Source organism: Polaromonas sp. SP1, assembly GCF_003711205.1.
Classification (GTDB): domain Bacteria; phylum Pseudomonadota; class Gammaproteobacteria; order Burkholderiales; family Burkholderiaceae_C; genus Polaromonas.
This window is the reverse complement of sequence record NZ_CP031013.1, coordinates 3296451-3310656: the sequence shown is the minus strand read 5'-3', so window position 1 is coordinate 3310656 and position 14206 is coordinate 3296451. Positions and strand designations below refer to the sequence as shown.

At 63.2% G+C, this 14206-nt stretch carries 13 protein-coding genes; 10 read left to right on the top strand and 3 right to left on the bottom strand.

The annotated features are described in order from the left end of the window. Positions 1-3 precede the first annotated feature (3 nt). Together DT070_RS15745 and DT070_RS15740 are read right to left on the bottom strand one after the other, a co-directional pair. Complete coding sequence (locus DT070_RS15745) at positions 4-342, bottom strand: P-II family nitrogen regulator (RefSeq protein ID WP_007869659.1); 339 nt, start codon at positions 340-342, stop codon at positions 4-6. 160 nt (positions 343-502) lie between these two features. Next, on the bottom strand, positions 503-2191 hold the full coding sequence (locus DT070_RS15740) for an NAD+ synthase (protein WP_122956248.1): 1689 nt from the start codon (positions 2189-2191) through the stop codon (positions 503-505). Positions 2192-2214: 23 nt separating this feature from the next. On the opposite strand from DT070_RS15740, the gene DT070_RS15735 reads away from it, so the two are divergent. The 6 genes from DT070_RS15735 to DT070_RS15710 all read left to right on the top strand — a co-directional run bounded on the left by DT070_RS15735 (position 2215) and on the right by DT070_RS15710 (position 8023). Then, on the top strand, positions 2215-3450 hold the full coding sequence (locus DT070_RS15735; protein WP_122956247.1) for a GNAT family N-acetyltransferase: 1236 nt from the start codon (positions 2215-2217) through the stop codon (positions 3448-3450). Positions 3451-3599: 149 nt separating this feature from the next. Next, positions 3600-4181 (top strand): outer membrane beta-barrel protein, encoded by a 582-nt coding sequence (locus DT070_RS15730; RefSeq protein WP_122956246.1) that lies wholly within the window; start codon positions 3600-3602, stop codon positions 4179-4181. A gap of 79 nt (positions 4182-4260) precedes the next feature. Beyond that, positions 4261-4578, top strand: coding sequence for a hypothetical protein (locus DT070_RS15725; protein WP_122956245.1), 318 nt, complete (start codon positions 4261-4263; stop codon positions 4576-4578). 22 nt (positions 4579-4600) lie between these two features. Further along, positions 4601-5356 (top strand): hypothetical protein, encoded by a 756-nt coding sequence (locus DT070_RS15720; protein ID WP_122956244.1) that lies wholly within the window; start codon positions 4601-4603, stop codon positions 5354-5356. A 109-nt stretch (positions 5357-5465) separates the two neighbouring features. After that, positions 5466-7106, top strand: a complete 1641-nt coding sequence (locus tag DT070_RS15715; protein WP_122956243.1) for a wax ester/triacylglycerol synthase family O-acyltransferase — start codon at positions 5466-5468, stop codon at positions 7104-7106. An 83-nt stretch (positions 7107-7189) separates the two neighbouring features. Next, positions 7190-8023 (top strand): alpha/beta hydrolase, encoded by an 834-nt coding sequence (locus DT070_RS15710; RefSeq protein ID WP_122957441.1) that lies wholly within the window; start codon positions 7190-7192, stop codon positions 8021-8023. 144 nt (positions 8024-8167) lie between these two features. Here DT070_RS15710 and ppa read toward each other — a convergent pair whose 3' ends face one another. Further along, positions 8168-8707 carry an inorganic diphosphatase gene (ppa, locus tag DT070_RS15705; RefSeq protein WP_092126101.1) on the bottom strand — a complete coding sequence of 180 codons (540 nt, stop codon included), beginning with the start codon at positions 8705-8707 and terminating at the stop codon, positions 8168-8170. 309 nt (positions 8708-9016) lie between these two features. On the opposite strand from ppa, the gene DT070_RS15700 reads away from it, so the two are divergent. The 4 genes from DT070_RS15700 (at position 9017) to DT070_RS15685 (ending at position 14201) form a co-directional block, all read left to right on the top strand. Continuing rightward, the gene (locus tag DT070_RS15700) at positions 9017-11233 is read left to right on the top strand and encodes a sodium-translocating pyrophosphatase (RefSeq protein WP_122956242.1); all 2217 of its coding nucleotides are present in this window, start codon (positions 9017-9019) and stop codon (positions 11231-11233) included. Between the two features lie 225 nt (positions 11234-11458). Then, entirely contained in the window at positions 11459-12892 is a 1434-nt protein-coding gene (locus DT070_RS15695; protein ID WP_122956241.1) for an aldehyde dehydrogenase family protein, read from the top strand. A gap of 61 nt (positions 12893-12953) precedes the next feature. After that, positions 12954-13715 (top strand): SDR family oxidoreductase, encoded by a 762-nt coding sequence (locus tag DT070_RS15690; protein WP_122956240.1) that lies wholly within the window; start codon positions 12954-12956, stop codon positions 13713-13715. A gap of 66 nt (positions 13716-13781) precedes the next feature. After that, positions 13782-14201, top strand: a complete 420-nt coding sequence (locus tag DT070_RS15685) for a BLUF domain-containing protein (RefSeq protein WP_122956239.1) — start codon at positions 13782-13784, stop codon at positions 14199-14201. Positions 14202-14206: the final 5 nt, after the last annotated feature.

Below are 14206 nucleotides of genomic sequence, written 5' to 3'. Positions count from 1 at the left end.
CATCTAGACGGCCGCTTCGTCCTCTTCTCCGGTGCGGATGCGCACCACGCGCTCCACGCTGGTGATGAAGATCTTGCCGTCGCCGATCTTGCCGGTGCGTGCGGCACGCACGATGGCATCCACGCAGCGCTCCACGTCTTCGGTTTTCACCACGACCTCAACCTTGACCTTGGGCAGGAAGTCGACCACGTATTCGGCGCCGCGGTACAGCTCGGTGTGGCCCTTCTGGCGGCCGAAACCCTTGACTTCCGTGACGGTCAGACCGGTCACGCCGCATTCGGCCAAAGCCTCGCGGACTTCTTCGAGTTTGAAAGGCTTGAGGACAGCGGTAATTTGTTTCACTGAATATCTCCGTTAGTAGTTCTAAAAATCGTCAAAAGCATTTGAAGGTCACCAGAAGCTCTTCACCAGCATGAGCCGCGGAACCGGCTTTGCCGGGCCGCAAGGCGGGCGGCCCCCTCGGGGGGCAGGAAGCTACGCGAAGCGAGCGACCGTGGGGGCCTCATTGCCTGAATCGGCTGGTAATAGGATAGCGCCAATCCTTGCCGAAGCTCCTGTGGGTGACCCTGATGCCCACCGGCGCCTGCCGCCGCTTGTATTCGTTGATGCGGATCAGGCGCGCCACGCGCTCGACCACCGCCCGGTCAAAGCCGGCGGCGATGATGCCTTCGGCGCTTTCGTCGTTTTCCATGTAGCGCGACAGGATGGCGTCCAGCACCTCGTAGGGCGGCAGGCTGTCCTGGTCGGTCTGGTCGGGGCGCAACTCAGCGCTGGGCGGGCGCGTGATGATGCGCTCGGGAATCGGGTTGCTGCCGGTGCCGTACGGGTCGTTGGCGTTGCGCCAGCGCGCCAGGCGGAACACCGAGGTCTTGAGCACGTCCTTGATGACCGCAAAGCCACCCGCCATGTCGCCGTAAAGCGTGCAATAGCCGGTGGCCATTTCGCTCTTGTTACCGGTGGTCAGCACGATGGAGCCGAATTTATTGGACAGCGCCATCAAGAACACGCCGCGTATGCGCGCCTGGATGTTTTCTTCGGTTGTGTCTTCCTTCAGGCCCTTGAACTCGCCGGCCAGCGAAGCCTTGAAGGCCTCGAACTCGGGCACGATGGAAATTTCGTCGTAGCGCACCTTCACACGCTCGGCCATTTCGCGCGCGTCGATCCAGGAGATGTCGGCCGTGTAGGGCGAAGGCATCATCACCGTACGCACCTTGTCGGCGCCCAGCGCATCGACCGCGATCGCCAGCACCAGCGCCGAGTCGATGCCGCCCGACAGGCCCAAAATCGCGCCCGGGAAGCCGTTTTTGCCCAGGTAGTCGCGCACGCCCAGCACCAGCGCGTCCCACAAGTCGGCCTCATGGCTTCGCTCGGGGACGATGCCCGCTATTAATTTAATAGCGTCTTGTGCACGCTGCGCCTGGGCTACAAACAGATTTTCCTTAAAACTCTCGGCCCGCCCGGCCAGCGTGCCGTCGGCCTGCAGCGCAAAAGAGCGGCCTTCAAACACGATCTCGTCCTGCCCGCCCACCAGGTGGGCGTAGATCAGCGGCAGCCCGGTGGCCTGCGTGCGGACCTGCATCATTTGTTCGCGCTCGCCGCCCTTGCCCACGTGGAAGGGCGAGGCGTTGATGACCACCAGCAGCTCGGCGCCGGCCTCTTTGGCCAGGCGCGCCGGCTCTTCAAACCAGGCGTCTTCGCAAATCAGCAGGCCGATGCTGATGGCCTCATCGCCTTCGCCGGCCTGAAACACGCAGGTGCCCTGCCCCGGCGTGAAGTAGCGGCGCTCGTCAAACACCTGGTAGTTGGGGAGCTCGCGCTTGGCGTAGGTTTCGATCATGCGGCCCTCACGCAGCACCCTGGCGGCGTTGTGGCGCTGCTGCACTTCCACGCTTTTGGTGCGCAGGCCCTTGCCGTTGTCGCCGTGGGTGGGTGTGCCCACCACCACTGTCAGGCCTTTTAACCCGGCCAGCTCACTGGCCACCCGATTCACGGCATCATCACAGGCCTGGATGAAAGAGGGGCGCAAAAACAGGTCTTCGGCCGCGTAGCCGCAAATGGCCAGTTCGGGCGTCAGCACCAGCCGGGCGCCGTCCGCATAGGCTGTGCGCGCTGCGTCGATGATCTTTTGCGCATTGCCCGGCATGTCCCCCACACAATAGTTCAGCTGGGCAACGCAGATTTTGAGTGGCATGTAGAAGTAAAACCCCGAAACACGTGAAAAAAGACTCAAACGATTATGTCATCCGCGTGCTGGATTCGCCGCTGAAGGTCAATGCCGCCGAGTGGAACGCCCTGCTGGCGGCGCAATGCCCGGGCGAGGCCGTCAATCCCTTCATGCGCCATGAATACCTGGCCGCGCTGCACGAAAGCGGCAGCGCCACACCCGAGACCGGCTGGACGCCCTGCTTTGTGACCCTCTGGAAGGGCGACACGCTGGCCGGCGCCTGCGCGCTCTACCTCAAAGAGCACTCCTACGGCGAATACGTGTTCGACCACGCCTGGGCGAACGCCTACCAGCAGCACGGGCTCGCGTACTACCCCAAAGCCGTGGCGGCCGTCCCCTTCACGCCGGTTCCGGGCGCCCGCCTGCTGGCGCGCACGGCGGCCGAACGCACGCTGCTGGTCAACGCCCTCGTGGCCTGGTGCACGCAAGAAGAGCTTTCGTCCCTGCACCTGCTGTTTACCGCCGATGAAGACGTCGCGGCTTGCAAGGAAGCCGGCCTGATGCTGCGCCACACGGTTCAATTCCACTGGACCGGATCACCCGCCGGCTACCGCGACTTCGACGATTTCCTGATGTCGCTGACGCAGGAAAAGCGCAAAAAAATCCGCCAGGAGCGCCGCAAGGTAGCGGAGGCCGGTATCACCTTCCGCTGGTCGCTGGGCAAAGACATCAGCAACGCCGACTGGGATTTTTTCTACCGCTGCTACGAGCGCACTTACTACGAGCACGGCAATGCGCCCTACCTCAGCCGCGATTTCTTCCAGCGCATGCAGGACACCATGCCGGAGAACTGGCTGCTGTTTGTGGCCGAACAAAACGCCAACGGCGAGCGCCGGCCCATTGCTACAAGTTTGATAGCAATAAGCCAAGGCGCCACCTGGGCTGGAGGCCAATTTGATGCAAAAGATCAGCCCCTGACCGCCTACGGCCGCTACTGGGGCGCCCTCGCCCGCGTCGACTGTCTGCACTTCGAGGCCTGCTACTACCAGCCGCTGCAATGGTGCATCGCGCACGGTGTGCAGCGCTTTGAAGGCGGCGCGCAGGGTGAACACAAAATGGCCCGCGCCCTGCTGCCCGTCAAGACCACCAGCGCCCACTGGCTGGCGCACCCGGCATTTGCCGACGCGGTGGAGCGCTTTCTCGAGCGTGAAGGCGCCGGCATTGAAAACTACATGGACGACCTGGAGCGACGCAATCCGTTCAAAGCGCCCCCTCCAACTGAATGAGAGCGCGCCGCCACGGCCGCGCCATCGAACAAAAAATGTTGCAAATAGGTGAATGTTGAAGCGGTAACCCATCCGTAGCCGACATTTTTACCGGGCTAATTATCCTCAGCCCCGGTTTCCTAGTGTTCCATTTTTTGAAAGATATTTCGATGAAAAAAGTTTTCCTGGCTGGCGCAATTGCCGCAGCGTTCGTAGCGATGCCGGCTTCGGCCCAGTGGTATATCGGCGGCGGCGTGGGTTCATCCTCGATTCGCGGCGTAGATGGTACGGTCGCCCCGTTCACCCTTACCGGCGGCGACTCCAGCAAGGCCTCCGTCAAGATCTACGGCGGCTACCAGATCACTCCCAACTGGGGCGTAGAGGCCCAGTACTCCGACCTCGGCAACCGGGACCTGGCGGTTCGCGACGCAACAGGCGCCCTGGTCGGCACAGGCAGCCTGAAAGCATCGCAGTACAGCGTTGCCGGCACCGGCACGCTGCCGCTGTCGTCCAATTTCTCGCTCTTCGGCAAGCTGGGCATTTCCAGCAACCACGGAAAGGTCAGCTCAGTCGGGAACAGCGGCACCAAAACCTCGCCGATGATCGGTATCGGCGTTGCTTACAATTTCACGCCCCAGTTGGCGGTACGCTTCGAATACGAAGACTTCGGCAAATTTAACGATAACAACCGCGTCTCCGGCACCGCCATCCGTGGCGACAACTACGGCATCAGCCTTAAATACGCTTTCTGATAAGCTGCGCTCCTCAAAAAAGGCCGGGCTTGTCCCGGCTTTTTTCATTGGCATTTTTTTGACTTACCGCAAGGACCACATGGCAGCCACACCAACCTACACCGTCAACATGGTCGACGCCAACAGCTTGAGCGCCGACGCGCGCGCCGCCGCCGAGTTGCGCTTTCGCATGGCGCTTGAATTTGCGCTGGGCGACCCCGAGTACGTGCTGCCTTCGCTGCAGGCCTACATGCTGGCGCAAACCCTGCAGGAAGACCTGCCGCTGGAAGGCGCCTCCGAAGCCGAGGAGCAAGTCATCGCCCTGTGGCAGCACGCCGAAACCGATGCGATTCTGGCTGCAATGAGGCCGCTGGGCGACAACCAGGACAACGCGCGCTTCGAGATCGTCCCGCTCTGAAAGCCGCAAGGTCTTCTGTTCGATGAGTGATATCACCCCTCCCGCCGCCGCCGCGCCATTGGGCCGCCACCATGCCAGGCGCCTGCGCGAAATCTACCGTTCGGCGGGCTGGCCCAGCCAGGATTTGCTGGAGATTGAACTGCTGGCCAACGGCATGCTGCAGCGCGTGGCCGGCCCGGCCGGACATGAAACGGTGCGCGTCACCGATGCCGGTGTGGCCTACCTGGCGGCCACCTTGCTGCGCAACCGCACGGCCTTGTCAAAGCATGAGGCGCTGGTCGGGCACGTGGCCGGCGAGATGGTGCGCGCCGGCCGCATCACCTGGCGCGGCCTGGGCCTGCGCGCCCAATTGCCGCCCGAAACCGAAGGCGGCAAGGTGCGCTGGTGCATCGCGCGGCCCGACGTGTTTTCCATCCGCAATACCACCGTGCAAGCGTACGTGGACCCGATCGTTCACGAGATCAAGGTGCACCGCTCCGACCTGCTGGGCGACCTGCGCCGCCCCGAAAAACGCGCGGCCTACCTCGACCTGGGCGGCGAATGCTGGTATGTGCTGGGTTGCGACGCGAAGGGCCGGCCCATCGGCAGCGCCGATGAGATCCCCACCGAATGCGGCGTGATGGTGATGGAAAACAATCGCCTGGCCGTCGTGCGTGCGGCACCGCGCCGTACGCGGCAGCAGTTGCCGCTGGGTGTGTGGATGGCATTGGCCAAGGCGACGCCGGTGGCCGGGCTGCTTGATGACGAGCAGGGCATGCTGGGCGACTGCGAAGCGTGAAGCGGATGCCGGCCGCGCGCTGAGCCCGCGGCGACACATGCGGCTACGGCAAACCCTAGTGCCGCAAAACGACCCGCTCGGTTAAGGTCTCCGCACGGAGACAACAACCATGAAATCCCTCACCGGCCTCGACGCCACCTTTCTTTATCTCGAAACCCCCGAAATGCCCATGCACGTGGGTTCGCTCAACCTGTGTGAACTGCCGGCAGGCTTCAAAGGCAGCTTTCACAAGGCCGTGAAGGACCACATCGGCAAACGCATGCACCTGGCGCCGGTGTTCAGCCGCAAGCTGGTGTTCATGCCGCTCGACCTGGGCCATCCGCTGTGGGTGGACGCCGATGAGGTCGACATCGACTTTCATATCCGGCGTGCCGACCCTGTCAAGAAAGGCGCTGCGCCCATGACGCTGGCCGAGGTGCACAAGCTGTGCGCGCAGCTGCACGGCGAGGTGATAGACCGCAACTTCCCGCTCTGGGAGTTCTATATTTTTGACCGCATCCAGCTGCCGGCGTCGCAAGGCGGCAAGGTCGTGGCGGGCTTTTTCTCCAAGATCCACCACGCCGCGCTGGATGGCAAAGGCGGCGTGATGCTGGCCAACGCCATGCTGGACTTGAGCCCCGTGCCGCGTGACGTGGCGCCGCCGGACCCTGAGCGCAAACGCAAGCTGGAAGCCGACCTCAAGCTGGGCAAGATGATCGGCTCGGTGTTTTCCAGCTCCCTTGGACAATTGGCCAAGGTGGCCAAATCGCTGCCGGCGGCGGCTTCCACCTTCGGCAGCACCCTGGCCAAACAATCCATCGGCAGCTCGGCCACCGGCGTCAAGGCCAAGATACCGATGCGCCTGGCGCCGCAAACGCCTTTCAACGCCGGAATCAATACGGGCCGTGTCTTCGTCACCGCCACCATCCCGCTGGCCGAGACCAAGGCCATGGGCAAGGCAGTGGGCGGCTCCTTCAACGACATGGTGCTGTGGATCTGCTCGACCGCGCTGCGCAACTACCTCACGCAGCACCACAGCCTGCCCAAAAAATCACTGGTGGCTGCCATGCCGGTGTCGCTGCGCGAAGCCGGCGCCAGCGACGCCAGCAACCTGGGCAACCAGGTCAGCATGAGCCTGGTCGAGCTGGGCACACACCTGGCGCATCCGCTCAAACGCATGAACGCCATCATGGCTTCTACCGGCAAGGTCAAAAGTTCGATGCAAAGCCTCAAGGGGCTGCTGCCGACGGACTACCCTTCCCTGCTGGCGCCGTGGCTGGTGGGCGGCGCGGCCAAGATGGCGCTGAACGCCTACGGCAAAAGCGGCATGGCCAGCCGCCTGCCCATGGTGGCCAATCTGGCGATTTCCAATGTGCCGGGCCCACCGGTGCCGCTGTACCTGGCCGGTGCGAAGTTCCTGACATTTCACCCGCTGTCCATCATCCTGCACGGGTTGGCGCTCAATATCACCATCCAGACTTATGCCGGCCATGTGGACTTCGGCATCATTGCCGACAAGAAGGCGCTGCCGCATGCGAAAGACCTGGCGAAGGCGATTGAAGATGCCTTCGCGGAAGCACAGACGCTGATGGCTACAGCCCCGCCGGCAGAGCCTGCTGCGGCACCCGTACCCAAAAAGACCATCAAGGTAGCGGCAAAGAAACCCGTCAAGAAAGCAGCTGCAAAGGCACCCGCGAAAGCAGTCCCCGTAAAAACCCGCAAAGCCGCTGTCCCGAAGGCGACGAAAACGACAGCGAAGCGGCCAGGTTAGAGGCGCCTCCCTCTGTAAACAACCGCAACCGCCTCCATACTGTTTAAGTCGGAACTCCAAAAAGACATTCAATGCTCCAAGCCATGGCAAGCCCGTCATCCAAGCGAAATTCTTCCAGTCCCCCTACAGACACCAACAAACCGCCCCTGCACGACGTAGCCCCCAGCGCCTGGCTGCTGGCGCTTGAGCTGCGCGCGTTCTGGGAGTTTGGCGCCCTGCTTCCCAGCTGGCCGCTGCTGGCGCGTGCCCCACGGGGCGACGGCCATGCGGTGATGGTGTTCCCCGGACTCTCGGCCAATGACGTCAGCACCGTGCCCTTGCGCCACTACCTGCAGTCGCTCGGTTACAGCCCCTGGGGCTGGGACCAGGGCTTTAACTTCGGCCCGCGCGCCGGCGTGCTGGAAGAAGCCCGCGACAGCCTGGCGCGCACCTTCAAATCCACGGGCCGCAAGGTCAGCCTGATCGGCTGGAGCCTGGGCGGCGTGTATGCGCGCGAACTGGCCAAGGAAATGCCGCACATGGTGCGTGGCGTGATCACCCTGGGCACGCCCTTTGCGGGTTCGCACAAGGCCACCAACGCCTGGCGCATCTATGAACTGACCAGCGGCCGCAATGTGGAACGCGAGTCCGAGAACTACGACCTGCCCGCCGCGCCGCCGGTGCCGACCACCAGCATCTATTCACGCACCGACGGCGTGGTGGCCTGGCAAGCCAGCATCCAGGCGCCGGCCGCCGCGAACCCGCACACCGAAAACATCGAAGTGCTGGCCAGCCACATCGGCCTGGGCGTGAACCCCAGCGCCTGGTGGGCCGTGGCCGACCGGCTGGCGCAAGCCGAAGGCCGCTGGAAGCCGTTTCCGCGTGAAGACAAAGGCCGGCTGCACGGCCTGGTGTACCCGGACCCTGCGCGGGCCTAGCCCTCGCCGGCCAGACAAACAAAAAGCGCCTGAAGGAATCGACCTTCAGGCGCTTTTTCATGTTCTGCAGCGAGACATCGCTATCTTATTGATAGCAGCCAGTCCACACTGCAATTGGGCCAGAGCCCTAAATCGTTTAAATTTTCAGGCCTTGCCGTCTTTCGCGTAATTGGCAATGCCGTCGGTGATTTCTTTCTTCGCAGCGTCCGGGCCTTCCCAGCCCAGCACCTTGACCCACTTGCCTTCTTCCAGGTCTTTGTAGTGTTCAAAGAAGTGGGAGATGGTCTTCAGGCGCAGCGGGTTCATGTCTTCCGGTTTCTGCCACTGGGTGTAGAGCGAGCATTTTTTGTCGATGGGCACAGCCAGCACCTTGCCGTCTTCGCCGGCCTCGTCCTGCATCTTCAAAATGCCGATGGCGCGGCAGGTGACCACCACGCCGGGGATCAGCGGCACGGGCGTGATCACCAGCACGTCGACCGGGTCGCCGTCGCCGCTGATGGTCTTGGGCACATAACCGTAGTTGGTCGGGTAGTGCATGGACGTGCTCATGAAGCGGTCCACAAAAATCGCGCCGGACTCCTTGTCCACTTCGTACTTCACCGGGTCGGCGTTCATCGGGATTTCGATGATCACGTTAAAAGATTCGGGAACGTTTTTACCGGGGGAAACTTTATCGAGGGACATGGTCGCTTTGGGTAGGTAAGGAAAAAGAATGAAAAGAGAGAACGGGGGATGAAAACAAGAGGGCCAGTCGTGGCGAATACCACCAGGCTGCCTGAGCCAGCGCTCGGTATTTACCCTCATTTTACTGATTCATACCTTACGCCTGGCCAAGTTGTCACGTTTTGGCAGTAAATTTCAAAGGTTGGCCAATCGTCTCCACAGCATGTTGAGAGCAACGAGGAAGCAACGCAGCGGGGGTTAAGACACCATTTGCTAGCGTTGCAACCCCCTCCAAGCGAAAAACAACGTAGGAGATTTCACATGTCATCCATGACAGGCAACTCGGCGCTCATTCTTGCGCTGGTCTGCGGGCTCATCGCCGTCGGTTACGGCATCTGGGCACGCAGCTGGATTCTTTCCCAGGACGCAGGCAATGCCCGCATGCAGGAAATCGCGGCCGCCATCCAGACCGGCGCCGCTGCTTACCTTGCACGGCAATATAAAACCATCGCCATCGTCGGCGTCATCCTGGCGGTGCTCATCGGCTTCTTTCTTGACGGCAAGACCGCCGTCGGATTTGTGGTCGGCGCGGTGCTTTCGGGCGCCTGCGGCTTTATCGGCATGAATGTGTCGGTGCGCGCCAATGTGCGCACCGCGCAGGCCGCCACCCGGGGCATAGGCCCCGCCCTGGACGTCGCCTTCCGCGGCGGCGCCATCACCGGCATGCTGGTGGTGGGCCTGGGCCTGCTGGGTGTGGCCGGCTTTTACTGGTTCCTGGTCGGCAACGGCAACTACACGCCCGACCTGAAACTGGCCAACCTGCTCAACCCGCTGATCGGTTTTGCCTTCGGCTCCTCGCTGATCTCCATCTTCGCCCGCCTGGGCGGCGGCATCTTCACCAAGGGCGCTGACGTCGGCGCCGACCTGGTGGGCAAAGTCGAAGCCGGCATTCCCGAAGACGACCCGCGCAACCCGGCCGTGATTGCCGACAACGTGGGCGACAACGTGGGCGACTGCGCCGGCATGGCCGCCGACTTGTTTGAGACCTACGCCGTCACGCTGATCGCCACGATGGTGCTGGGCGCGCTGCTGCTGTCCGGCGCGGGCGCCACCGCCGCGGTGTATCCGCTGGCGCTGGGCGGCGTGTCCATCATCGCCTCCATCATCGGCTGCTTCTTCGTCAAGGCCTCGCCCGGCATGAAGAACGTGATGCCGGCCCTCTACAAGGGCCTGGCCATCGCGGGCGTGCTGTCGCTGATCGCGTTCTACTTCGTCACGGTGTGGCTGATGCCCGACAACGCCGTGACGGCCACCGGCACGCAGATGCGCCTCTTCGGCGCCTGCGCGGTCGGCCTGGTGTTGACCGGCGCGCTCTGCTGGGTCACCGAGTACTACACCGGCACGCAATACAAACCGGTGCAGCATATCGCGCAAGCCTCCACCACCGGCCACGGCACCAACATCATTGCCGGCCTGGGCGTGTCCATGCGTTCCACCGCCTGGCCCGTGATCTTTGTCTGCATTGCCATCCTGGTGGCCTTCAAGCTGGCGGGCCTCTACGGCATCGCGATTGCCGCCACCTCCATGCTGAGCATGGCCGGCATCGTGGTCGCACTCGACGCCTACGGCCCCATCACCGACAACGCCGGCGGCATTGCCGAGATGGCCGAGCTGCCCAGCAGTGTGCGCGACATCACCGACCCGCTGGACGCCGTGGGCAACACCACCAAGGCCGTGACCAAGGGCTACGCCATCGGCTCCGCCGGCCTGGCTGCGCTGGTGCTGTTTGCCGACTACACCCACAAGCTTGAGGCCTATGGCAACACCATCAGCTTTGACCTGAGCAACCCCTACGTGATCATCGGCCTCTTCATCGGCGGCCTGATTCCTTACCTGTTTGGCGCCATGGCGATGGAAGCCGTGGGCCGCGCCGCCGGCGCCGTGGTGGTGGAAGTGCGCCGCCAGTTCCGCGACATCAAGGGCATCATGGACGGCACCGGCAAGCCCGAGTACGACACCGCCGTCGACATGCTGACCACCGCCGCCATCAAGGAAATGATGATCCCGTCGCTGCTGCCCGTGGTGGTGCCGATTGTGGTCGGCCTGGCGCTCGGCCCGCAGGCCCTCGGTGGCTTGCTGATGGGCACCATCGTCACCGGCCTTTTTGTGGCGATCTCGATGTGCACCGGCGGCGGCGCCTGGGACAACGCCAAGAAATACATTGAAGACGGCAACCACGGCGGCAAGGGCTCGGAGGCGCACAAGGCCGCCGTGACCGGCGACACCGTGGGCGACCCCTACAAGGACACCGCCGGCCCGGCCGTCAACCCGCTGATCAAGATCATCAACATCGTGGCGCTGCTCATCGTGCCGCTGGTGATGAAGTTCCACGGCGGCCCCGCGCAAGCTGCGCCCAGCGCCCCCATGGCAGCGCCCGCCGCGGTGAGCGCACCGGCCGCAACGCCCACAGCGCCTGCCATGCCGGCGCCGGCGCCCACGCAGGCAGCCGATGCAGCGGCCACGCCAACACCGGCCGCGTCGAAATAAGCGCCCGGCCAATCCGTCAAAAAGCCCGCTTCGGCGGGCTTTTTTGATGGCCCTGCGGGCAGGCCATACGGCAAGCGCGCGGCCGCAGCGCCTGGCCGGCCCCGTGAAACCCTGTTGCTATTGAATTGATAGCTGCAGGCCTAGGCAGCTCCTTGGCTACAGGCCTTTTTTTCTTAAATTTATCCCCGGGAACGCCATGACCCGGTTTCAAGCAAAATCCTACGCATGCAGCTCAACTACATCGCCAACGCCTCCGTTCCTTCCACCTCCGGCAAAACCATCCCCGTCATCGACCCGTCCGACGGCCAGGTGTTTGACGAAATCCAGCGCAGCAACGCGCACGACATCGACACCGCCGTGCAAAGCGCCCGCGAATGCCTGGAGCTGGTGTGGAGCCGATTCAGCGCCGCCGAGCGCGGGCGCCTCTTGATGCGGCTTTCCACCAAGATCGCCGAGCACGCTGAAGAGCTGGCCATGATCGAGCAGCGCGACTGCGGCAAACCGACCAAACAGGCCCGCGCTGACGCGGCCGCCCTTGTGCGCTACTTCGAGTTTTATGCCGGCGCCTGCGACAAGCTGCACGGCGACACCATTCCCTACCTGGACGGCTACAGCGTGATGACCTGGCGCGAGCCGCACGGCGTGACCGGCCACGTCATACCCTGGAACTACCCGATGCAGATCTTCGGCCGCAGCGTGGGCGGTGCGCTGGCTGCGGGCAATGTCTGCGTCGTCAAGCCGGCTGAAGACGCCTGCCTGTCACTGATCCGCGTGGCGCAGCTGGCCGCCGAGGTCGGCTTTCCGGCCGGCGCCATCAACATCGTGACCGGCTACGGCCATGAAGTCGGCGACGCGCTGGCCCGCCACAAAGGCATTGACCACATCAGCTTTACCGGCAGCCCCACGGTGGGCACGCTGATCCAGCAGGTGGCGGCCGAGCGCCACTGCCCCGTCACGCTGGAGCTGGGCGGCAAAAGCCCGCAGGTCGTCTTTGCCGATGCCGACCTGGACATGGCCATCCCGGCCATCATCAATGCCATCGTGCAAAACGCGGGCCAAACCTGCTCGGCCGGCTCGCGCCTGCTCGTGGAGCAGGCGATTTACGAGCCGCTGCTGCTGCGCCTGGGCGAGGCCTTTGAAAACCTGCGCGTGGGCCCCGCCGCCATGGACCTGGACGTGGGCCCGCTGATCCGGCAAACCCAGCAGCAGCGCGTGTGGGATTTTTTGAGCGACGCGCAGGTCGCCAACATCCCCATGGTGGCCCAGGGCCAGATCGTCGACGAGGCGCCCGACACCGGCTTCTACCAGGCCCCCACACTGCTGCGCGATGTGCCGGTGACGCACCGGCTGGCGCAAGACGAAGTGTTCGGGCCCGTGCTGTGCGCCATGAGCTTCAAGAACGAAGACCACGCGGTCGAGCTGGCCAACGCCACCCAGTTCGGGCTGGTCGCCGGCATCTGGACGCGCGACGGCGCGCGCCAGTTCCGCATGGCCAAACGTGTCAAAAGCGGCCAGGTGTTCATCAACAACTACGGCGCCGGCGGCGGCGTGGAGCTGCCGTTTGGCGGCGTGAAGTCTTCGGGCTACGGGCGTGAGAAAGGCTTTGAGGCGCTGTACGGGTTTACGACGCTGAAGACGGTGGCCGTTCGCCACGGCTGAGATGTAATAAGCTCACGTAGTAATTCAAAGCCCAAAACCAAAAATACCTGGAGACAAACCCATGCGGGTCAAAGACAAATCCATCATCGTCACCGGCTCCGGGGGCGGGATCGGTGAAGGCATTGCCAGGCGACTGGCGGCCGAGGGCGCCAAGGTTATCGTGAACGACATCAACGTCGCGCTGGGCGAAAAAGTGGTAGCCGCCATCACCAAAGCCGGCGGCACGGCCTCCTTCTTTGCCGCCGACGTGACGAAATCCGCCGAGGTGAAAGCGCTGGTCGAGGCCGCCGTGGACCGTTACGGCCGGCTCGACGTGATGGTCAACAACGCCGGCTGGACGCACCGCAACCAGCCCGCGCTGGACGTGAGCGAAGACGATTTCGACAAGTGCTACGCCATCAACGTCAAAAGCATTTACCTCGCCACCATCCATGCCACGCCCGTGTTCCGCAGCCTGGGCGGCGGCAGCTTCATCAACATCGCATCGACGGCCGGCGTGCGCCCGCGCCCGGGCCTGACCTGGTACAACGGCTCCAAAGGGGCGGTCATCACCACCTCCAAGTCATTGGCGGCCGAGCTGGGCCCCGACAACATCCGGGTGAACTGCATCAACCCGGTGTTCAACCCGGACACAGGCTTGTCTGCCGAATTTGCCGGTGGGCCAGTGGATGAGGAGCGCAAAGCCCGCTTTCGCGCGAGCATTCCTTTGGGGCGCTTTTCGACAGCGCTGGATGTAGCCAATGCCGCGCTTTATCTTGCCAGCGACGAGGCCGATTTCATCAGCGGCGTATGCCTTGAAGTCGACGGCGCCCGCTGCGTTTGAGGCACACCCCAGTGCGTTACAGGGTATTTGTCTTTGTGACAAACTGAAACTTTTCTGGGGACAACGATGCTGGTACAACTCACTTATGCAAGCCGGACTACCGGCGCGCTGGGCCCGGGCGATATCAAGGACATTCTGGCTTCATCTAAGCGCAACAACAGCCGGGCCGGGGTAACGGGCGCGCTGTGCCTGAACAACGGCATTTTTCTGCAGCAACTCGAAGGCGACAAGATGGCGGTCAACGCCCTGTATCACCGTATCCTGCGCGACGGGCGCCACAGAGAGTTTGCGGTACTCGACTTCTCGGAAATCTCGCACCGCCGGTTTTCGAGCTGGTCCATGGGGCTGGTTGCCTCACTGGAGGAGAACCGGCAGATCTTTCTTAAATATTCAAGCTCCTCGGACTTCGACCCCTATGCCATGAGCACCTCCACCTTGAGGGCTTTTTTCGCAGAGATTGTGGAAAACGTGCGCTGGCTTGGCTGAACGGG

Bases quoted from the DNA above. Each gene is read 5' to 3' on its own strand.
- DT070_RS15740 (WP_122956248.1), bottom strand. From the start codon at position 2,191: ATGCCACTCAAAATCTGCGTTGCCCAGCTGAACTATTGTGTGGGGGAC.
- DT070_RS15730 (WP_122956246.1), top strand. From the start codon at position 3,600: ATGAAAAAAGTTTTCCTGGCTGGCGCAATTGCCGCAGCGTTCGTAGCG.
- DT070_RS15725 (WP_122956245.1), top strand. From the start codon at position 4,261: ATGGCAGCCACACCAACCTACACCGTCAACATGGTCGACGCCAACAGC.
- DT070_RS15720 (WP_122956244.1), top strand. From the start codon at position 4,601: ATGAGTGATATCACCCCTCCCGCCGCCGCCGCGCCATTGGGCCGCCAC.
- DT070_RS15715 (WP_122956243.1), top strand. From the start codon at position 5,466: ATGAAATCCCTCACCGGCCTCGACGCCACCTTTCTTTATCTCGAAACC.
- DT070_RS15710 (WP_122957441.1), top strand. From the start codon at position 7,190: ATGGCAAGCCCGTCATCCAAGCGAAATTCTTCCAGTCCCCCTACAGAC.
- ppa (WP_092126101.1), bottom strand. From the start codon at position 8,707: ATGTCCCTCGATAAAGTTTCCCCCGGTAAAAACGTTCCCGAATCTTTT.
- DT070_RS15700 (WP_122956242.1), top strand. From the start codon at position 9,017: ATGACAGGCAACTCGGCGCTCATTCTTGCGCTGGTCTGCGGGCTCATC.
- DT070_RS15695 (WP_122956241.1), top strand. From the start codon at position 11,459: ATGCAGCTCAACTACATCGCCAACGCCTCCGTTCCTTCCACCTCCGGC.
- DT070_RS15690 (WP_122956240.1), top strand. From the start codon at position 12,954: ATGCGGGTCAAAGACAAATCCATCATCGTCACCGGCTCCGGGGGCGGG.
- DT070_RS15685 (WP_122956239.1), top strand. From the start codon at position 13,782: ATGCTGGTACAACTCACTTATGCAAGCCGGACTACCGGCGCGCTGGGC.